Annotated in this window: 14 protein-coding genes; 3 read left to right on the top strand and 11 right to left on the bottom strand. The window is 64.7% G+C overall.

The genetic code is table 11. The features are described 5' to 3' along the window. Positions 1–14: 14 nt before the first annotated feature. From V0R59_RS13580 to V0R59_RS13550, 7 genes are all read right to left on the bottom strand, one after another. Complete coding sequence (locus V0R59_RS13580) at positions 15–4,013, bottom strand: cellulose biosynthesis protein BcsC (RefSeq protein ID WP_330074765.1); 3,999 nt, start codon at positions 4,011–4,013, stop codon at positions 15–17. Continuing rightward, the gene (bcsZ, locus tag V0R59_RS13575; protein WP_330074764.1) at positions 3,989–5,185 is read right to left on the bottom strand and encodes a cellulose synthase complex periplasmic endoglucanase BcsZ; all 1,197 of its coding nucleotides are present in this window, start codon (positions 5,183–5,185) and stop codon (positions 3,989–3,991) included. Before bcsZ ends, V0R59_RS13580 begins: the two co-directional genes overlap by 25 nt. Before the next feature lie 3 nt (positions 5,186–5,188). After that, positions 5,189–7,483, bottom strand: coding sequence for a cellulose biosynthesis cyclic di-GMP-binding regulatory protein BcsB (gene bcsB, locus V0R59_RS13570; RefSeq protein WP_330074763.1), 2,295 nt, complete (start codon positions 7,481–7,483; stop codon positions 5,189–5,191). Continuing rightward, positions 7,480–9,705, bottom strand: a complete 2,226-nt coding sequence (bcsA, locus tag V0R59_RS13565; RefSeq protein ID WP_330074762.1) for a UDP-forming cellulose synthase catalytic subunit — start codon at positions 9,703–9,705, stop codon at positions 7,480–7,482. The genes bcsB and bcsA overlap by 4 nt, the downstream gene beginning before the upstream one ends. Then, positions 9,702–10,673: a cellulose biosynthesis protein BcsQ gene (gene bcsQ, locus V0R59_RS13560; RefSeq protein ID WP_330074761.1), complete on the bottom strand. Its 972-nt coding sequence runs from the start codon at positions 10,671–10,673 to the stop codon at positions 9,702–9,704. The genes bcsA and bcsQ overlap by 4 nt, the downstream gene beginning before the upstream one ends. 656 nt (positions 10,674–11,329) lie before the next feature. Beyond that, positions 11,330–13,321, bottom strand: a complete 1,992-nt coding sequence (locus V0R59_RS13555) for a peptidase U32 family protein (RefSeq protein ID WP_330074760.1) — start codon at positions 13,319–13,321, stop codon at positions 11,330–11,332. A 113-nt stretch (positions 13,322–13,434) separates the two neighbouring features. Beyond that, positions 13,435–13,815 carry a RidA family protein gene (locus V0R59_RS13550; protein ID WP_330074759.1) on the bottom strand — a complete coding sequence of 127 codons (381 nt, stop codon included), beginning with the start codon at positions 13,813–13,815 and terminating at the stop codon, positions 13,435–13,437. Positions 13,816–13,961: 146 nt separating this feature from the next. Between V0R59_RS13550 and V0R59_RS13545 the strand changes: the two genes are divergently transcribed. The 3 genes from V0R59_RS13545 to V0R59_RS13535 are packed head-to-tail and all read left to right on the top strand — an operon-like array spanning position 13,962 to position 15,520. After that, complete coding sequence (locus tag V0R59_RS13545) at positions 13,962–14,204, top strand: hypothetical protein (protein ID WP_330074758.1); 243 nt, start codon at positions 13,962–13,964, stop codon at positions 14,202–14,204. Continuing rightward, on the top strand, positions 14,201–14,995 hold the full coding sequence (locus V0R59_RS13540; protein ID WP_330074757.1) for an exodeoxyribonuclease III: 795 nt from the start codon (positions 14,201–14,203) through the stop codon (positions 14,993–14,995). The genes V0R59_RS13545 and V0R59_RS13540 overlap by 4 nt, the downstream gene beginning before the upstream one ends. A 3-nt stretch (positions 14,996–14,998) precedes the next feature. Further along, a complete protein-coding gene (locus tag V0R59_RS13535; protein ID WP_330074756.1) occupies positions 14,999–15,520 on the top strand; it encodes a cupin domain-containing protein in 522 nt (173 codons plus the stop codon). A 68-nt stretch (positions 15,521–15,588) separates the two neighbouring features. Here V0R59_RS13535 and V0R59_RS13530 read toward each other — a convergent pair whose 3' ends face one another. The 4 genes from V0R59_RS13530 to V0R59_RS13515 form a co-directional block, all read right to left on the bottom strand. Continuing rightward, positions 15,589–16,113 carry a class I SAM-dependent methyltransferase gene (locus V0R59_RS13530; protein WP_330074755.1) on the bottom strand — a complete coding sequence of 175 codons (525 nt, stop codon included), beginning with the start codon at positions 16,111–16,113 and terminating at the stop codon, positions 15,589–15,591. A 524-nt stretch (positions 16,114–16,637) separates the two neighbouring features. Further along, complete coding sequence (locus V0R59_RS13525) at positions 16,638–17,117, bottom strand: hypothetical protein (protein ID WP_330074754.1); 480 nt, start codon at positions 17,115–17,117, stop codon at positions 16,638–16,640. After that, entirely contained in the window at positions 17,098–17,742 is a 645-nt protein-coding gene (locus V0R59_RS13520) for a DUF6036 family nucleotidyltransferase (RefSeq protein ID WP_003117289.1), read from the bottom strand. The genes V0R59_RS13525 and V0R59_RS13520 overlap by 20 nt, the downstream gene beginning before the upstream one ends. 38 nt (positions 17,743–17,780) lie before the next feature. Then, a complete protein-coding gene (locus V0R59_RS13515; RefSeq protein WP_004374698.1) occupies positions 17,781–18,779 on the bottom strand; it encodes a DNA-binding protein in 999 nt (332 codons plus the stop codon). Between the last annotated feature and the right edge of the window lie 176 nt (positions 18,780–18,955).

Here is an 18,955-nt window from a genome sequence, read left to right as displayed (position 1 = left end):
TCTCCTTGTTTGGCTTAATTCGAATAGGGGGAACGATAAGGACTGACGGGCAGGGGCATGGCCCCGCCGGCATCGTCGAACAGGTAGCGCAGGTACAGGCCACCGGTGAACTGGCGATAGTCGCGGGCGTTGTCGAGGCCCAGGCTGCCGCCGAAGAAAAAACCGTCGCCTAGGCGGTATTCGCCGTTGGCGCCGAGCGAGTAGCCTATGCCGGTCTTGTTCTGCGATTCGTAGCGGGTGCGAACGTTACTGCCGGGGAATACCCTGTTGTACAGCGTGGCGAGGGTTTCCAGAGCGGCCTGGGCATCCTTGTCACGGTAGTAAGGAGCCTCTTCCTGCTCGATATGTTGCATGCCGACCGAGCTCTGGATCTGGTAGCTCCAGTTCGCACCGCGCTGCGCCCAGGCGAAAGGCAAGCCGATGGCGAAGAAGGTGTGAGGACTGAAATAGCCGCCGCTGCCATAAGTGAAGGCGCTCTGGTTGTCGGCATAGCTCGATGCCGACAGGCTAAGGCCGCCGGTGAGGCGCGCATCTTCGTTGTTGAACAGATACCAGTAGATGCCACTGCCCAGTTCTGTGCGCTCATTGTCGTCAACCTTGGTCCCCAGCAGCTTGGCCCAGCCTGCGTAGGCGTAGGCACCAAAACGCTGGTTGTCGTAGCTGACCTGGCCGCGCAGGCCGTTGGCGGTAACGCCTCCCCATTGCACGTCGGTGCGGGCATCGCGGGCGCCAGCGAAGGAAAGCAGGCTGTCGGTCATAGCCCGCCGCGACACATTGAGGTTGTAGCGGAAGTTGCTGTTCTCGGCGAACGGCCGGTCAAGGCTGATGCCGCCCACCATGCTGGTTTCGCGGAAACCCAGCGGTGTGGTGCCCAGATCGGCCTTCAGGCCCAGGGATGTTTTCTCGTAGGCCACCGCAAGGCCAACGCCGTCGTCCTTCTGGGTGCCGGCGCTGTCATGCGTCAAGCTGTAGATCTCTGCAAGCCGTACGGCATCGTCCTGGGCCAGCACCGTCTGGGCCCGGTCGCTGGTGAAACCGCCGAAGCGCAGGTTGCTATTGCTGCTGGAGTGGAAGCTGCCAGCATTCAATGAGACCGGCGTCACCCTGAGTGCCAGGCGGTCGTCTCCCAGCGGGAAGCTGATCTCGAATGGCGTTTCCACGTCGGTGATCTTGCTCAGCCCCTCTTCTCCGTTGTTCCCGCGAATGGTCAGGCCCTGCTTTATCTGCGGGCTACGGGTTTCACGCAGGCTGGCCAGTTCGGTCTCGATGGCCGCCCGCGGGTCCGGGTTGACCACCGCGCGTTCCGGCTCGTCCACCGGCACCGCGCGGCGACGTTGCCCCGGCTCGTCATCACGGCTGGCAAGCAGCACCGGTTCGTCGAAGCGTTCCTCTTCACGCACCTTGCTTGCGGCGGCGCGGGTCTTGCTCTGTACCCGCGCGGGTTCGGGAATCTCGTTCAGGGCCATGTCGCCCAGGCGCGAGGCCTTGCGCTGGCCGGGCTCGCCAACGAAGGGGTTGGCGGCAATGGCCTGGCCGAACGGATTGTCGACGAACTCTTCCTTCGGCGCCTGCAGGGCCAGGGCCTGGGCATACAGCTCCTGGGCCCGGCCGAGCTGGCCGCGGCTCTTGTACCAGGCCGCCGCGGTGGTCAGCACCTGCGGGTTTTCCGGCGCCAGTTCAAGGCCACGCTCAATGGACTTTTCTGCCAACTGCGGTTGGCCGTTCTGCTGGTAGGCGATGGCCGCGCCCATCTGCACATCGGCGTTGTCCGGTTGGCTGGCGAGCAGCGGCTGGAACAGGTCGACGGCCTTCTGCGGCTTGCGGTTGTCCAGGTACATCCGTGCCAGCGACGACACCGCCTGGGCATCGTCCGGGCGCTGCGCCAGGGCCGGGGCGAGGGTGTCGTAGGCGGCCACCAGGTCGCCTTTCTCGCGCAGCAGGTCGGCCTGGCGCACGGTGTACTGGAACAGCAGGTCGTCGTAGCTGCGCTGCTCGGCGGCACTCAGCGGCAGGCTGCGGGTGTCGCGCAGGATCTGGCTGACCTGGACATCGTCCCCGGCCTTGAGCAGGGCACCGCCATAGGCGATGCGCAACGCCGGGCTCGGCTTGCTGCTCTGGGCAATGGCGTTGCGCAAGAGGGCCACCGCACGGTCGGTGTAGCCGATATCGATATAGGCGCCGGCCAGCGCGGCGTACAGGTCGGGGCTGCCGCTCACGCCACCTTCTGCGCGTTGCAGCAGGTTCAGGGCCTGGCTGCGCTTGCCCTGCTTGGCGAGGGCCGAGGCCTGGCTGGCCAACTGACGCAGTTCGATCTCGTCGGCCAGGCTGCGCATTGCGGCGCTGCGCTGGCTGGCGGGGATGCGTCCGAGCAGTTGCCCGGCTTTCTGCCATTGCTGCTGGCGGCTGGCGAACAACGCGCCGGCATACAGGGCATCGGGCTTGTTCGGGTTGGCCTGGACCAGTTCGTCCATGGTTTGCCGGGCCTTGTTCGGCACGTCGCTCTTCAGGTAGAGCTCGGCGAGGTCGGAGCGCGTCCAGGGGTTCTGCGGATCGTTGCGCACTGCATCTTCCAGGGCCTTGAGCGCGCCGGGCAGATCGCCGCGGCGCTCGGCGTCCTTGGCCTGGCCGACGGCGATCGCCGCGCGCAGCTTGCCCAGGTCGCCAAGGCGCTCGCGCTGGGCGTCGCTGAGGTTGTTCATCAGGCGCTGGGCTTCGCCGAGCTTGCCGTTCTGCGCCAGTACGCTGACCAGACCACGCAGGCCGTCGGGCTGCCCGGCGTCCAGGGCCAGGGCCTGGCGGTAGGTGCTTTCGGCGCGTTCGAACTGGCCTTCGGCGGCCTGCAGGTCGGCCAGGTTGAGCACGCCCTGGACTTCCCGGGGATTGCTCGCGATGGCCCGTTGCAGCAGTTCGCGGGCCTTGTCCGCATCGCCGTTTTCACGGGCGGCGGCGGCTTCGTCGAGCAGGCTCCAGTAGCGGTTGGCCTGCAAGGCGGCCTGCCAGCGGCTGCCGCCACCTTGCTTGAGGGCCTGGCGGAACAGCGCGTCGGCGTCGGCCAGGCGCTTCTGGCGCTGGCGCACCAGGCCGAGGCCGCCGAGGGCGTCGGCATCCTGCGCGGCCTCGCGCAGGCGGGCCTGGAACGACTGCTCGGCGGCGACCAGGTCTTCGCCTTCGAGGGCCTTGAAGCCGCGTTGCAGATGGGGGTTCTGCTGGTAGGTGGATTGCGCCTGGCGCTGGCCGGTGCGCATCTGTTCGCGGACTTCCTCGTCGTCCGGGTAGACCTTGAGGTAGTCCTCGAACAGGGCCATGTCGGCCTTGTTGCCACCGAGCCAGGACAGACCCTGGCGCCAGGCTTCCACGGCCTGGCTGCCGATCGCCGGGTCGTCGCGGTACGAGGCCAGGCGGCGCAGACCGTCGGCGCGCGTGCTTTCGTTGCTCAGCAGCAGCTTGGCCAGGGCCAGCTTGGCCCGGCGGTTGTCGCCTTCCTGGCGCAGCAGGCGCTCCAGGCCCTGGCGCGCTTCCTGCCAGCCGCCTTCGGTGTAGCCGAGGGTGCTGTAGAACTCCAGGGCCAGGTCGCCTTGCGGGGCCTTGCCGTCGAACAGCTGGCGGTAGGTGTCCACGGCTTTCTCGCCCTCGCCGGACTCCACCTCGACCCGCGCCTGGTTGAGACGTTCGCCACTGGCTTCGCCGTGCAGGCGGATTTCCTGCTCCAGCAGCAAGGCCTGGCGGGAATCCGGATGGGCGCTCTGCAACTGCTGCAGGTAGCGCTTGGCAACGTCGGGACGCTTGCCGTCCAGCTCGATCAGGCCGAGGTTGTAGATGGCATCGGCCTGCTGCGGCTCGATCAGCAGCAGCTTGCGCCAGGCCTCGCTGGCGCGCGCATTGTCCTTGCGCGCCTGCCAGTACTGGCCTTGTTCGAGCAGGGCCTTGCCGTTCTCGCTCAGTTCGGCGTGGGCGCCGTTGTGGATCAGCGCGGCCAGCAGGCCGACGGCTAGGGTTTGGCGGCGCGCGCGCATGAAGTCTCCCAGAGAGGTTGCAGCTTCCCGTCGGCGAGGAAGCGGTAGTGCTCATCCATGTAGCCAAGGGCGAACAGGCTGAGCACCACGCTGTAATAAGGGGGTTGGCGGTTTTGCACGGCTTCGCGGGTCAGGCTCTGCGCCAGTTCGGCGTCGACCCGGGCGCGTTGCCATTGCTCCAGCCACGGCTGCTGGCGGGCCTTGAAGTAGGGCAGCAGGGCGGCGGAGAAGCCGAAGTTGGCGGCGTTGCTGGTGCTGCCGCTGTGCACCATGACCTTTTCCGGCGGAGTGCCCTGGGTAGCCACCACCCGTGACATGCCGTCGAGGCTGTCGAGTATCGGCTTGGCCAGCGGGTCGCTGTTGGGTGTCAGGCCGGCCCAGAGGTACACGCGGATGGCGTCGTAGCTGCCCAGTTCGCCCTTCAGCGGGTCGACGATGAACATCCCGGCGTCCGGCCCGGTCCCGCGATAACCGACCCAGTCGGCGACGAAACCGTGGTGCGCGGCGCGCTGCATCAGGCTGCCGGTGCTGCGGGCAATCTCGTTCCACGGGCCCTGCGGGTCGACGCCGGCCAGGCGGCGCAGCACCGGCACCGGCAGGTAGCTAGGGTTGAGATGCCAGAGGTGATCGGGCTGGGCGAAACCGAACGCGCCCGGCAGCAGCATCTTGCCCAGGCCGGGCAGGTCCGCGACTTCCCTGGCCTTGATATTGGCCAGCAGCAGGCTGGCTTCCTTGGCGTAGCTGTCGTCGTTCCACAGCCGTGCGGCCTCGCTCAGGGCGTAGGCGAACCATAGGTCGGCATCGGAAGCGGAGTTGCTGTCGAGCAGGCGCCACTGGCCCTTGTCGTCCTTGCCCCACCACCAGCCGGGCAGGTTGTTGCCGATGTCGCTGCCGGCCAGATTGCTCTTGGCCCAGGCCCAGAGCTTGTCGAAGGCGGCGCGGTCATTGGCCACCAGGGCGAAGAACATGCCGTAGGATTGCCCCTCGGAGGAGCTGTGCAATTGCGGGGTGCTGGCATCCAGCACCCGGCCGTCGGCCTGGATGAAGTGTTCGGTGAAGCTTTGCCATAGCGGCCAGTCGGCCACGCCGCACTGTTCGGCGGCCTGGCTGGTCGCGGGCAGCAGGGCGGCGCCCAGAGCGACTGCCAGCAGGGTTTTCAACGCGGTCTTCATCACTTACTGATCCTTCAGCCGGCGTCGGGCAATGGCCCGCAGCGAGAAATAGGCCGCGCAACTGACCAGGGCAACACCGGCCACGGTCAGTGCCAGCAGCAGCAATACATGGCGCGACAGCACCCATTGCAGGTATTTGAACGGGCTCAGCTGGCCGACGTAATAGTCTTCATCGGCTACCAGCGACTGGATGTGCCGCCCCTTGATCACCGCCAGGCTGCCTTGCAGGGCCTGGGTGTAGTGTTCGCCGCCGATCAGCGCGTCGGTGACTTCGCCAAGCTTGTCGGCCTGCGGACTGGAGAGCAGGACCACGCTACGACTCTTCTGCAGCGGCGACTCGAAGCCGCTGACATAGGAGCTGCCGTTGTCGCTGCTGAAGGTCAGGGCGCCACGGGCCTTGCGCAGGTTGGCCGCCGGGTCCGGGCTGATCCACTCACGCAGGCGCAGCGGCAGGTCGGAGAACTCCACGTAGCGTTTCGAATCTTCGCTGCGGCTGGGCAGGAACTCGGCCCATTGCTTGAGCAGCGGCTGGTTCTGCCCCGAGGCCAGGACCAGCAGGTCCTTGTCGGCGAACTGGCCGACCTCGTCGGCCTGGGCGACCCGCACTGCCGTCGCCGGATAGCCGGTAGAGTCGCCGAAGCGCCCGAGCACCGTGAGGTAGGCGTTCCAGTCGGCCGGGCCGGCGTTGTCCGGCAGGATCACTGCGGTCTGCGACAGGTCGGCGAGGCGGGTGAAGGGGAAGCCGCTGTCCTTGAACACGCCGAGGTTGGGCATCGCCATGAAGTGCTCGTAGCCGCTCAGGTCGAGGGTCGAGTCCGGGTCGATGGCGCCGCGCATGTTGTCGATGATGATGTCGCCGCATTCGCCCTGCTTGGTGTAGTCGTACATGAAGCGGAACTGCAGGCGTGATTGCAGTGCTACCGAATCCAGCGGCAGCAGCATGCTGGTTTCGCGCACCAGGCTGTCGTCCTGCTTCAGCATCGCCAGCAAGCTGGCGCCGGCGCCCATTTTCTCGATCGACGGCAGGTTCATCGAGCGGATGAAACGGTCGTTGAAGCTGACCATCAGCGACGAGTTGCTCGAAGTCTGCTGCGGCGTGTAGCGGTACTTGAGGTTGAGGCGGGCGCCGTCCTCGCGCCAGTTGAACAGGTCGGGCGGCAGGCGCAGCGGCACGGTGATCATTGCCGGGGCGTAGCCGGAAACGTTCATCTGGCGTGGCTCCGCCAGTTCGCCGAGGCGCACCGGGCGATCGCTTGGCAGCCAGTTGGGGGCGTCGTAGGGCTGGCGCGGCAGGATGTCGACGGCGTCGATCTTCACGCTCTGCCCGGACAGGCTGCGGCTGCCCAGCACCAGGGCAGTGGCGGCCTGCTTGATCTCTTCGCTGTCGCGCCCGGCGATGACCAGCAGCTTGCCGAAACGGTCGTTGGGGTTGCTGACCAACGACAAGGTCGGACCTTCCACCGCCGGCAGGTCGAGTCCGGCCAGGTGCGAGGCCTCGCGGCTGTCGACCAGGACGATGCCGTTGCCGCTGGCCGGCAGGCCCTGGACCAGGGTGGAGAAGCGCGCGCCGCGGTAGCTGGCCAGTGCGCCCAGCCACGACGACACCGCGCCGGCAGCTTCCAGGGTGGTGTTGTCCGGTGCGGCGGCGAACACCAGGGGCATCGCCAGGGCACGCCGGTCGCGGCGGTCGAACAACGGCAGAGGCAGGTTGGCCAGGTCGTTAGGCAGCTCCACCTGGGACACCTGGATGTTCAACTGACTGTCGCTGCCGATCTTTGCCCACAGGCTGGAATGCAGCGGGTCTTCGCACTGCATGGTGTAGTGGCCAATCAACTGCACGCTAAGGCGGTTGAACTCGGTGATCAGGTAGGGCGGGATCTCCACCGTCTGCTTTTGCAGGGTGCCGGCGCTTTCCTTGGGCAATGGCAGGCTGGCGGCGACTTCGTCGTTGACCAGGATGTTGATCTGTGAAAGCTCGCTGAGCAGCGCCGGTGAATAGCTGTATTGCAGGGTGAGTTGGGCCCCGGTGACCACTTCGTCGGCGCGCATGTCGAAGTTCACCGTGTCGGCCGACTCGATGCCCTTCAGGCTCATGGTGTAGTCCTTGCCCAGTTGCTTGAAGGTCATGCGGTAGCCGGGCGACGTGCCTGCCGAGCTGACCGCTGCTTCCGGCGCCGCTGCTGCGGCCACGGGCTCCTCGGCCTGGGCTGCGCCGGCCAGCAGCAGGGCGCAGGCGAGCAGGGCACGGCGATGGCGCGGCAGGTGGGCGGGGCGGGTGGTGGCAGCCTGGAAGGTCATTGGGTTTCCACTATGGAGTCGGAAGGAGAGTTCGGGTTCTTGCGGAAGTAGCGGCGGTGGCGCAGCGCCGCCAGGGTCGCCTGGGCCAGGTCGTAGATACCGCGCAGGCCGACCTTGCCGACATCGCGCAGGGCATGCAGCGGGGTGTCGGACTTGGCGCTGCCCCAGGTCGAGGCCCAGGTATCGGCGCGGGAGAAGGTCAGGCGGACCATATCGCTCTGCTGGCGCAGGGTCAGGTCCTTGAAACGCATGCCGGCCATGCCGTTGCGCGAGAACATTACCCGTGCCGGCAGCTCGCAGGCCTGGCCGCCACGGTGCAGGGTGACGCGTACCTCCATGTCCTTGTCCAGGGCCAGGTCGGCCGGCAGCCTGACGCCGACGCCGCTCTGCGAGAAGTCGAGGGTGGTGGTGTCGATCACGCGGCCGTCCGGCAGGCCCAGGCGCACCGGCAACTCGGCGTGTACCCGGGGCTCGGTGCGCACCTGGCGGCTTTCACTGGCCACTGCTACCGCGGCGCTGGTCATGATGACGTTGTAGAGGGTCCAGCCGAGGTTGATGAGGATGGTCACCGCCGCGTCCGGGTCGCCGACGATCAGTTGCACGATGCCGCAGCCCAGGCCGACCAGGTTGAGCGCCAGCAGGACGATATAGGGCCGGGCCAGCTTCCAGTCGAAGTAGTCCTTTTCGATGATCCCGCCCTTGTCGGTGACGTTGAAGCCACCGACCTTGGGGTTGATCAGTGCCACCAGCACCGGACGCATGATGTACCAGGCCAGTACCGACTCGTAGACCTCGTTCCAGAACGAGTGGCGGAAGCGCCCCTGGATTCGCGAGTTGGTCAGGCTGGCGTGGATGATATGTGGCAGCACGTAGGCGGTGATCATCATCGCCGAGGCCTGGAAGACCTTTGCACCGAAGATCAGGTAGGCCAGCGGAGCGGTCAGGAACACCAGGCGCGGCAGGCCGTAGAAGAAGTGCGCCATGGCGTTGGCGTAGCAGACCCGCTGGCCGAAGTTCAGGCCCTTGCCCATGAAGGGGTTGTCGGTGCGGAAGATCTGCGCCATGCCGCGGGCCCAGCGGATCCTCTGGTTGATGTGTCGCGACAGGCTCTCGGTGGCAAGGCCGGCGGCCTGGGGAATCGCCAGGTAGGCGGTGTTGTAGCCCTTGCGGTTGAGCTTGAGGGCGGTGTGGGCGTCTTCGGTCACGGTCTCGACCGCCACGCCGCCGACTTCCAGCAGATGCGTGCGACGGATCACTGCACAGGAGCCGCAGAAGAAGGTGGCGTTCCACAGGTCGTTGCCGTCCTGGATCAGGCCGTAGAACAGCTCGCCCTCGTTGGGCACCGAGCGGAAGGTATCGAGGTTCTTCTCGAACGGGTCGGCGGAAAAGAAGAAGTGCGGGGTTTGCAACAGCGCCAGCTTCGGATCCTTGAGGAACCAGCCCATGGTCACTTGCAGGAAGGAGCGGGTCGGCACGTGGTCGGCGTCGAAGATCGCCACGAACTCGCCATCGGTGACCTTCAGCGCTTCGTTGAGGTTGCCGGCCTTGGCGTGGTGGTTGTTGTCGCGAACGATGTAGTTGACCCCGATCTGCCGGGCGAACTCGCGGAATTCGTCGCGACGACCGTCGTCTAGCACATGGACGCGCAGTTTGTCGCGCGGCCAGTCGATGGCCTGGGCGGCCAGGACGGTGAGTTTGACGATGCTCAGTTCTTCGTTGTAGGTCGGCACGAATACGTCCACCACCGGCCATTCTTCAGGTGGCGTGGCGAGGATCTTCGGCTTGCGCTGGAGCGGCCAGGCGGTCTGCATGTAGCCGAAGGTGAGGATGATCAGGGCGTAGGTCTCGGCGGCCACCAGGCCATAGCCGAAGAACATGTCCAGCCAGTTGTCGAAGCCGAGGGTGTCGGTGAGGCGCCAATACACGTAGCGCAGGGTCGCCAGCAGCGACAGGGCGATCATCGCCATCACCGGCAAGCGCCCGGGCACCTTGCGCAGAACCAGCAGGCAAACCAGGCACAGGCCGGCGAAGGCGAGCTGGCTTTCGAGATCCAGCGGGGCGCTGACCACCGCCGCCAGCAACAGCAGGCCGACCACTGCGGCGGCGATCTTCAGGCTGAGTTTGAGGGCACGGGGCAGTTGCTCCATCCGGGAAACCCAGGCATGCGCCCGCGCTCTCCTGGACGTCGGCAGCTCCGGCGTCGGTGTGAGTCGGGCGGTCATGAGGCGCTGGTTTCTTGGCGAAGCTGCTCGAGATGCTGAGCGAGTTGATCGGCGACGCCGCGCAATGCCAGGCCGGCCGGGCTTTCGGCCGGTTGCTGGAACAGGTCGTACTCGAAGGCAAGGGCCTCGCCGACCTGCGGGTCGAGCGGAACGGCAGCCAGCCATTGGCTGGCCAGTTGCTGCTGCAGCACGGCACTCATGTCCAGGCTCAGCGGGCTGCGCTCGTCCACCTGGTTGACCAGGAAGTGGCAGCGCCCGGCGGGCAGCGGCGCGAGCCAGGCCTGGAGCTTGTCGAGCACCAGGTACGAGGCCGCATCGGCCAGGGTCACGGCGAGCACCTGGTCGGCGATCGCCAGCACCGGGTGCAGCCAGGGCGAGGCGCCGCTGGGGGTGTCGATCAGCAGCAGGTCGTCCTTGCCCAGGTCGAGGTCGGCCAGTTGTTCCATCAGGAAAGCCGGGTTGCTCGCCAACTGCGCTTCGAAATCGCGCTGGTCGGCGGCGTTGCTCGGGCCGAAGGGCAGGCAGTCGACGCCGGTGGCACTGTGGCAGAGCACCTCGCTCCAGCCGAGGTCGTGCAGGCGGGCCTGGTTGATGCCGGCGCTGGCGCGGGGCAGTTGCAGGTGGCTGACCAGGGCGTTCTGGGCATCCAGATCAAGGACCAGGGTGCGTCCGCCGGGCCGTTGCAGCAGTTTGCCGAGGGCAGCGACCAGGGTGGTCTTGCCGACGCCGCCCTTGGCCGAGAGCACGGCGATCACCCGGGCTTGTGGACGCTGTGCCGACTGCGCGCGCAAGGCGCGGTCAAGGGCACGGCGATTGTGCGCTTCGGCCTGGGCGCGGCGTTCGCGGGCGAGGGCCTGGAGGCGCTGGCTCAGGGAGCCGCTTGGCGCTTCCACAGGGGCTGCGACAGCGGCGGCGAGCGGTGCTGGAGCGGGAAGCGAGGCACTCGCCGCCGGCGCGACGACCGGCATGGGTGCTGCGGCTACGGGTACGGACGGTCGCTTGAGCTCGACCAGGTTCCTTGCAACGGCCTTCACTGGCGGATTCGGCTCGGCAACGGGGGCCGCCGGCTCGAAGTACTCGAATTCAGTGTTTATTTCCTTATAACTGTCAGCACTTGCTCCGAAGCGATGGAACAGATTTCCAATATCGTCTGCTTGACTCATATATGTACTTCCAGCCTACGGCTATCTGGACTACAGAAGGGCAGATCAGGACTTCCAAGTGCGTAAGGGTGTGATATCAAAATAATTGTGTCAATAAATTGTGAACTTTGATTTGCAGCTTTCACATCGTGAAAGCAACAGAAAAGAAGCGCCGTATTTTTGACTTTATTCTGAGCCGCTCTAGCTCGGCCTGCGTCCTGTGCATCGGCCGGGAATCCCAAAAGTTGAGAAAAACCTGAGGGCTTCCCCTAGCGTGTTTCCGGGGGTTTGGCCTGAGGTCGTGTAGGAAAAAGCGTACAGATGATAACAAGATTTCCTACAATTTGCGCAAAGAGCCGCTTGTTACCGGTCGGATCGGAGCACGGAGGAAAGGCGTAACGCCATCATTGCGGGGGCTGGCAGAGCCAGCCTCCACAGTGATGGCGTTGAGATGGCACGCAAAAACAGTGCCTGAAGGCGCCTCAGTGAGGCGCGCGGGGAATGGTCTTCATCAGGTCTTCGGCGCTGATATGCCCGACGACGGCACTGCCCGGCTGCGGCAGGTCGAGGATATGGCCCTTCATCTTGCCGATCACATGCATTTCGCAGGGCTTGCAGTCGAACTTCAGGGTCAGCACTTCGTCGCCATGGACCAGTTGCATCGGCGCCACCTTGGTGCGCACGCCGGTGACGCCCTTGGCCTGTTTCGGGCACAGGTTGAAGGAGAAGCGCAGGCAGTGCTTGGTGATCATCACCGGCACTTCACCCGGTTCTTCATGGGCCTCGTACGCGGCGTCGATCAGTTCCACGCCATGCCGGTGGTAGAACGCCCGGGCCTTCTCGTTGTAGACGTTGGCCAGGAACGACAGATGCGATTCCGGGTACACCGGCGGCGGCGTGGTCTCCGCCTTGCGTCCGCCGCGCGGATGGGCGGCGACGCGCGCTTCGGTCAGCGCCTCGATCACCTCGCGGCGCAGGGCCTTGAGCTGCGAGTTGGGGATGAAGAACGCCTGTGGCGCATCCAGCTCGACGGCGTCGGCGTGGTATTGGGTAGTACCCAGCTGGCCAAGCAGGTCGTGCAGCTGTTCCAGCGCCTGCTCGGGCTTGTTGGCGGCGCCGAACGGGCCGTCCAGGCGTGCGCTGGCACTGATGCCTTCCTCGCTGGTGGCGGTCAGCTCCAGGCCGTCCTCGCGCAGGCGGGCGACCCAGGACAGGCCGATGCGGCGCTCGGCGGAGGTCTTCTGCAAGGCCTGCTGCCAGTTGTGGTCGAGGTTGCGGCTCAGTGGATGGTTCGGCCGCAGCTTGTACAGGCCGTCCGGCATCTCGTTGGGCTCGACGCGGTAGCGGTAGCGCTTCTCGCCGTCTTCGTCGAACTCGCCCTTTGGTTCGGCGATGTTGGCGCGGAAACCGACCACTTCGCGCTTGACCAGCACGTTGAGGCCGTCACCGTTGGACAGCGGCTCGTGGGTGACCACCTGCAGGTCGCGCTTGCCGACTTTCTCCACGGTGCCCACCAGCAGGCCGGTGAAGGTCGGCGAGTCGAAGGCGCCGATGTCGATCTTGCGCTCGCTGACGAAGTAGTCGGTGCTGCCGCGGTGGAAGGTCTTGTCCGGGTCGGGGACGAAGAAATGCGCGGTGCGGCCGCTGGACGCGCGGGCCAGGTCGGGGCGATCTTCGAGGATATTGTCGAGAAGCTGGCGGTAATAGGCAGTGATGTTCTTCACGTAGCCCATGTCCTTGTAGCGCCCCTCGATCTTGAACGAACGCACGCCGGCATCCACCAGGGCACTCAGGTTGGCGCTCTGGTTGTTGTCCTTCATCGACAGCAGGTGCTTCTCGTAGGCGATCACGCCGCCTTTTTCATCCTTCAGGGTGTAGGGCAGGCGGCAGGCCTGGGAGCAGTCGCCGCGGTTGGCGCTGCGCCCGGTCTGGGCGTGGGAGATGTTGCACTGGCCGGAGAAGGCCACGCACAGGGCGCCGTGGATGAAGAACTCGATCGCCGCGTCGGTTTCGTCGGCGATGGCGCGGATTTCCTTGAGGTTCAGCTCGCGGGCCAGCACCAGCTGGGAGAAACCGGCCTGGTCGAGGAACCTGGCCCGGGCCAGGGTGCGGATGTCGGTCTGGGTACTGGCATGCAGCTCGATCGGCGGGATGTCCAGCTCCATGACGCCCAGGTCCTGCACGATCAGCGCGTCCACGCCAGCGTCGTAGAGCTGGTGGATCAGCTTGCGCGCCGGCTCCAGCTCGTTGTCGTGGAGGATGGTGTTGATGGTGGTGAAGATCCGCGCGTGATAGCGCCGGGCGAACTTCACCAGCTCGGCGATCTCGCTGACTTCGTTGCAGGCGTTGTGCCGCGCGCCGAAGCTCGGGCCGCCGATGTACACGGCGTCGGCGCCATGCAGGATGGCCTCGCGGGCGATGGCGACATCGCGGGCAGGGCTGAGCAATTCCAGGTGATTCTTGGGCAAGGACATAGTGTTTTTTTAGGCTTTGGCACGGTCAAGGCGCGCATTGTAGCCGCGAAATGTCCTACGGGCATCCCAATGCTGCCCGATGGCGGCCCCGCAGGACGCGGGACCGCGGTCTGTCAGGCCTTGGCGGCCATGGCGGTGACTTCAACCTTCATGCCTTCGACGGCCAGTTCGGCCACGCCGACGGCGGCGCGCACCGGCCACGGGCTGCTGAAGAAACGCTGGTAGACCTCGTTGAACGCGGCGCGCTCGGCCATGTCGGTGAGGTAGATGGTCAGGTGCAGGACCCGGTCCATCGAGCTGCCGGCTTTCTCCAGGGCCACCTTCAGCGCCTGCAGGGTGCATTCGCTCTGCGCGGTGATGTCGCCCAGTTCCAGGCTGCCGTCGGCGCGGGTGGGGATCTGGGTGGACATGAGGATGCCGTTGAAGGCGGTGACGTCGGAAGAGATCGACTCGGGATCCGGGTCGGGGATGTAGGTAATGTCCTGGTTGGCCATTGGATTCTCTATGGGAGGTAGTGCACGGCCAGACAGTGTACGGGGTGTGTTGCATCCAGGCGAATAGGGGCGTTGCCATCAAGGATTGAACGTCGTTCACCTGCAAGGGCTCTGAACCCATAGGCACCCCGATCGGACACAAGGCCATGAACGACAAACCCCATCGCCCGGAACTCCAGGCCTGGCACGACATGCTGCTGGACGACGGCTACCGCCTCGACTCACCGGACGCCTGGCACGCCAGCCTGCTGCAAGGCGCCGAGGCACTGCTTGCCAGCGGCGTGGTGGACTGGGACGAATACATGGCGCTCAAGGCGCTGGCCAACGGCGGCCATGCCCGCGCCCTGGAAGATGCCCTGGATTCACGCCTGGCGGACCCGGACGCATGAAGCCGCTGAAGATCGCCACCTTCAATATCAACGGCATCCGCGCCCGCTTGCCCAACCTGCTGGCGTGGCTTGCGCGGGAACAGCCGGATATCGCCTGCCTGCAGGAACTCAAGGGTGTGGATTTCCCCACGCAGCAATTGGCGGAGGCAGGTTATGGCAGCTTGCACCTCGGCCAGGCTTCGTGGAACGGCGTGGCCATCCTTGCCCGCGATGCCGAGCCGCTGGAGATCCGCCGCGGGCTGCCGGGCATGGAGGGCGACAGTCAGAGCCGCTACCTGGAGGCCGCCGCCCATGGCGTGGTGGTGGGCTGCCTTTACCTGCCCAACGGCAACCCTCAGCCTGGGCCGAAGTTCGACTACAAGCTGGCCTGGTTCGAACGCTTCATCGAGCATGCTCAGGTGCTGCTGGACAGCGAGCATCCGGTGGTCCTCGCCGGGGACTACAACGTCGTGCCGACGGACCTGGACATCTACAACCCGCGCTCCTGGCTCAAGGACGCGTTGCTGCAACCGCAGAGCCGCGCCTGTTACCGGCGCCTGCTCGACCAGGGTTGGACCGATTCGTTACGCCATCTCTACCCCGACGAGCGCCTGTACACCTTCTGGGACTACTTCCGCGAGCACTGGCCGAAGAACTCCGGCCTGCGCATCGATCATCTGCTGCTCAACCCGGCCCTGGCGCCGTATCTGAAAAATGGCGGGGTCGATGCCTGGGTACGCAACGAAGCCAAGGCCAGCGACCATGCGCCGGCGTGGATCGAACTCGGGCGCAGCAAACGCAAGGAGACTTGAGCGATGACTGGATTTGGCCCGCTGGACGATGTCCGGCGCCTGCAGTTCCACGACGACGGCGCCACCCCCAACAGCCACTTGCCGGTGCTGCACTATCACCTGCGGCCGCAGGGCGGCAGCGACGCGGCGGCAGTGTTCGAAGCGCTGTTCCAGCGCAATCACTGGACGCCGCTGTGGCGCGCAGGGATCTTCGATTATCACCACTACCATTCCACCGCTCATGAGGCGCTGGCCGTGGTTCGCGGCGAGGCACGGGTCACCCTTGGCGGTGCGGCGGGGCAGACCTTGAGCATCGGCGTGGGTGACGTACTGGTGCTGCCTGCGGGCACGGGGCACCGCTGTGTCGAGAGCAGTCGTGACTTTCTGGTGGTCGGGGCGTATCCGCGCGGGCAGGAGGACTACGATATCCAGCGCCCTGGCAGCGCCGGTCTTGCCGATTCGAAAGCCCGGATCGCCCGGGTCGCCTTGCCGGAAGCCGACCCGGTGGCGGGCCCTGACGGGCCGCTGGTCAGCGCTTGGGCATAGGTATGGTCGACGCAGCTCCTACCTGGACCGCGCTGTATGGGGAGTTTGGGTGGACCGGAAGATGTGTCTCAGGCGACTCGGGCGGCAAGCAATAGCGACGCCGGCTTGCCGGTGTCGGGATGCAGCGGCTCGCCGAGGACTTCGAGGCGCAGGCCATTGTCATTGAGCAATGCGACCCAGCTTTCCAGGGTGCGGAAGTACCACGGTGCCGGGTCGCGAAAGGTGGCATCGAAGCCGGCCCATGAGCCTTCGCGCCAGCCATCGGCGTAGGGCGCATCACCACAGGCGACATGCGGATGCAGGGTCTGGATGACCAGGTGGCCTCCGCGGTTCAGCACCCGGGGCAGGCTGGCGGTCAGCCGCTCCAGTTCCTCTGCGCCGAACAGCGAGAAATTGCAGGCCACCAGGTCCACCTGGCGCTCGGGCGGTTGCTGGCTGAACGCGGCGTAGTCGAGACACTGGTAGTCGCCCGCCGGATCCGCTGCCTTGGCCGCTTCCACCAGCCTGGCGGTGGCATCCACGCCCCAGGCACGAATGCCCAGGCGTTGCAGGGCGCGGCACAGCCAGCCCTCGCCACAGCCGAGGTCGAGCACACGGGGTCATGCCGAGATAAAGGAAAATTAGGACATACGCGCTGCAACTGATTGTATTTAAATATCTTTCTAGCGTCGCTAAGTTACTCAGGATGGGCTTTATAGGATTTTATAGTCAATTATAGAATCGGCTCTGAACGCCTGATTGAAGTTATGCCGAGGTAAGGGGGGAATCAGGGGTATGCCGAGATGAGGCAAAAATTAGTGCATTCGTTCTGTAACTTGCTGTATTTAAACGAACAGAATGGAAGTCCTGCTCAAGCGAAGGCGCGCTTAGCGCAATGGCTTCAGCCTGATACCGCTGAGGATCAGTTCGGCCTGCTGCGAATTAAGTAGGCCGATCTGGAGTTGGCAAAGGCACCGGGGTGTCGGTATCAAGGCTCTGAGCCCAGGTCTCGACCAATGCGTGATCGATCACCAAACCCTCGCTCACGTCGGCTAATGCCTCGCGTGTTAGATCAGCGAGTCGTTGGTCGTCATTTGTTGAGTTGGCCATTCCGCGTCCATTTTGCCGTGCCCTGCTGCTAGCTTACGGGCGTTGGCTCTGAATAGCCCGTCTTCACGCCCTGGGTGGCGGCGTAATGGCGGGTTTGGAAAGCCAGGACATCCTGCATCTGCTTGCTGACGTCCTCTTCAAGCCCCCATTCATAGGCCAGCTTGTCGAGTTGGTAGCGAGAGACAAGCTGGGTCGCACGAGGTGAGCGTTCTGCTGGTTTCAGGTTCGACCAACTGCTGACAAAGCCTTTTAGGTGCGCGGCTTTGTCCGTTGATACACAGGGAAAGCGACGCAGCAGGTCGACGAGATAGAGGGCACGCAGCTTCTGTTCAGGCTCGCGCAGCTTGCCTGCCACTTCACGCTGCAGTACTGGCACGAGGTCGCGCTCTTCGTACCACAACTGCTTGGCAAGCTCCACAAGAGCATCGGACGCAACTTGGCTAAGACGCTGCTGGGTGACAGTCTCCAGGAGCGTGCCAAAGCTTTGTTTACGATCCAGACGTGGCATCTCGCCCATCCTCCAGGTACTTCGCTATGACCAGTTTCAGGCAGCCTAGCATTGCGCTTCGGTTGCCCACGGCATAATCGATTGCCTCTGTTGCCAGTGTAACAAACTGGCCGACATCGACACGGCCACATTCGATGAGCTGTTCGATATCATATTGATCGTTTTCCGTAAAGCGGCCGAGCTTGGAGATGGCCAGATCCACGCCGGCGGCAACGAAGATATGCAGCGGCTGCTCACCCTCGAAACCCTCCATCGGGATGGCGCGCTCGCGGTAGTCCTCGTGCAGTGGCCCGAGGGCATTGGTGTAGTTCTGGTCCAGGTACACCTGCAAGTCGCGGCCGTCGCCGTCCTCATAACCCTCTGGCGGTGTGTAGACGGCCATGATCTCGTCCTTACGCAGCACGCGGGCCGCCTCGATCTCCGCATCGATGTCCGCGCTACCACGCGCATGGGTGAGCAGGTGCACCGCGCAGCCGCCGAAGACGAAGACTTTGAGCGAGCCTGGCGGATTGCCATCCAGTAGCGGCAAGGCCCGGGCGAACAGATTACCAATGGCCTGGCCCAGTGGCGTAGTCAAACGGACAGGTTCCGCAGCCCCCTCATTGGTAGTCTCAAGTAGTGTCATCTTCACCTCCGCTCAGCGCATAGGCTCAGTGTGCCGGTTCATGTGCTACATGCGCCATCGCTGTTCGCAAGCGGTGCCCCGAGTAGCTTCAGCTGTGTAGTGGCTTCGACCAAGCGCTTCTGCAGGCCCTGCGTCTGCTGCGCCTGAAGCGCGGAGGCTTCGCTCAGCCGGGACACCTCCTCCTGCAATGTGCGACAACGCTGATCAAGGGCTTCATTCGTGCGTTCGGAGCCGGCCAGCGTGCTCTGCAGAGCCTCCAGGGCCTGAGTTTTCTGCGCCACTAGCTGTTGCTGTGCATGTCGCTCTTTTTGCAACTGCCGCGCCTCGGTGAGCAAGCGTGCATTGTCGCGGTTCAGTTGCGTCAGCTCGTCCTGCTTGATTATCAAGGTCTGCTGCAGTTGCCGCAGTTCTAGTTGCAGTTGTTGTACCTGCGACTCGTGTCGGCGTTGTTCCTGCTCACGCTGTTCCTTGCTGGCCTGTCGGTAGTGCTCCAGGGTGTCGCGCGCATGTCGGTGTTTTTCCTCCAGCGAGTGGATCTGTGCGTCGCGATCCTTGTGCCGCTCCTCGAGGTCACGATTAGCCTGCTGTAGGCGGGCGTTCTCGATCTCGGCCTGTTGCCGTTGCTCGCGTGCCTGCTGCAACTCGTGATGAGTGGTCTGAAGCCGTTCCGCGTCGAGCGCGGTCTGGCCTTCCAGTTGTTGGATGCGGCTTTCGGCCTGTCGAAACCGATGCTGGTAATCGAGCCGTTCGCGGGCCAGTTGTTCGCGCTCCAGGGCCACCGCGGCCTGCGCCTCCTCCTCTAGCTGATCTGCCAGTTGGCTGACCAGATTGGCCAGCTGTTCGCTGAGCGGGATCGAAGCCGCATCCCGGCCGCGCTCGGCGTCTTCGAGCTCTTTCAGGTAGCGGTGAATGGTGGTCTTTGAACCGGTGTTGCCCAGCTCGATGCGCACCGCATCAATACTGGGGTGGGCGCCGCGGGCGAGGAGGGCATGCCTGGCTTTCTGCACGACAGCTTTGTTGATTCCACCACGGGCCATGACGGAGCCTCCTAACGATTTCGTTCTGTGGTACATACCATGTAGATACATAGCACTTTATCAAGAATTTCCCTTATTTTCTACCAATAATCTAGAATTGGGTAATCATGAATTATCCAAGGTGATGCGGTGTTTTTGTCGTTTGGCAGTCGCTCACCGGTACACCAAGGGGATGC

It is taken from the genome of Pseudomonas ulcerans (assembly GCF_036324125.1).
In the GTDB taxonomy this organism is placed as follows: Bacteria; Pseudomonadota; Gammaproteobacteria; order Pseudomonadales; family Pseudomonadaceae; genus Aquipseudomonas; species Aquipseudomonas ulcerans.
Note: the sequence above shows the minus strand (reverse complement) of the source record. Positions and strands in the feature narration are given on the sequence as shown.

What these genes read in the sequence shown, in the direction of transcription:
- V0R59_RS13580 (WP_330074765.1), bottom strand. Translation starts at nt 4,013, where the DNA reads ATGCGCGCGCGCCGCCAAACCCTAGCCGTCGGCCTGCTGGCCGCGCTG.
- bcsZ (WP_330074764.1), bottom strand. Translation starts at nt 5,185, where the DNA reads ATGAAGACCGCGTTGAAAACCCTGCTGGCAGTCGCTCTGGGCGCCGCC.
- bcsB (WP_330074763.1), bottom strand. Translation starts at nt 7,483, where the DNA reads ATGACCTTCCAGGCTGCCACCACCCGCCCCGCCCACCTGCCGCGCCAT.
- bcsA (WP_330074762.1), bottom strand. Translation starts at nt 9,705, where the DNA reads ATGACCGCCCGACTCACACCGACGCCGGAGCTGCCGACGTCCAGGAGA.
- bcsQ (WP_330074761.1), bottom strand. Translation starts at nt 10,673, where the DNA reads ATGCCGGTCGTCGCGCCGGCGGCGAGTGCCTCGCTTCCCGCTCCAGCA.
- V0R59_RS13555 (WP_330074760.1), bottom strand. Translation starts at nt 13,321, where the DNA reads ATGTCCTTGCCCAAGAATCACCTGGAATTGCTCAGCCCTGCCCGCGAT.
- V0R59_RS13550 (WP_330074759.1), bottom strand. Translation starts at nt 13,815, where the DNA reads ATGGCCAACCAGGACATTACCTACATCCCCGACCCGGATCCCGAGTCG.
- V0R59_RS13545 (WP_330074758.1), top strand. Translation starts at nt 13,962, where the DNA reads ATGAACGACAAACCCCATCGCCCGGAACTCCAGGCCTGGCACGACATG.
- V0R59_RS13540 (WP_330074757.1), top strand. Translation starts at nt 14,201, where the DNA reads ATGAAGCCGCTGAAGATCGCCACCTTCAATATCAACGGCATCCGCGCC.
- V0R59_RS13535 (WP_330074756.1), top strand. Translation starts at nt 14,999, where the DNA reads ATGACTGGATTTGGCCCGCTGGACGATGTCCGGCGCCTGCAGTTCCAC.
- V0R59_RS13525 (WP_330074754.1), bottom strand. Translation starts at nt 17,117, where the DNA reads ATGCCACGTCTGGATCGTAAACAAAGCTTTGGCACGCTCCTGGAGACT.
- V0R59_RS13520 (WP_003117289.1), bottom strand. Translation starts at nt 17,742, where the DNA reads ATGACACTACTTGAGACTACCAATGAGGGGGCTGCGGAACCTGTCCGT.
- V0R59_RS13515 (WP_004374698.1), bottom strand. Translation starts at nt 18,779, where the DNA reads ATGGCCCGTGGTGGAATCAACAAAGCTGTCGTGCAGAAAGCCAGGCAT.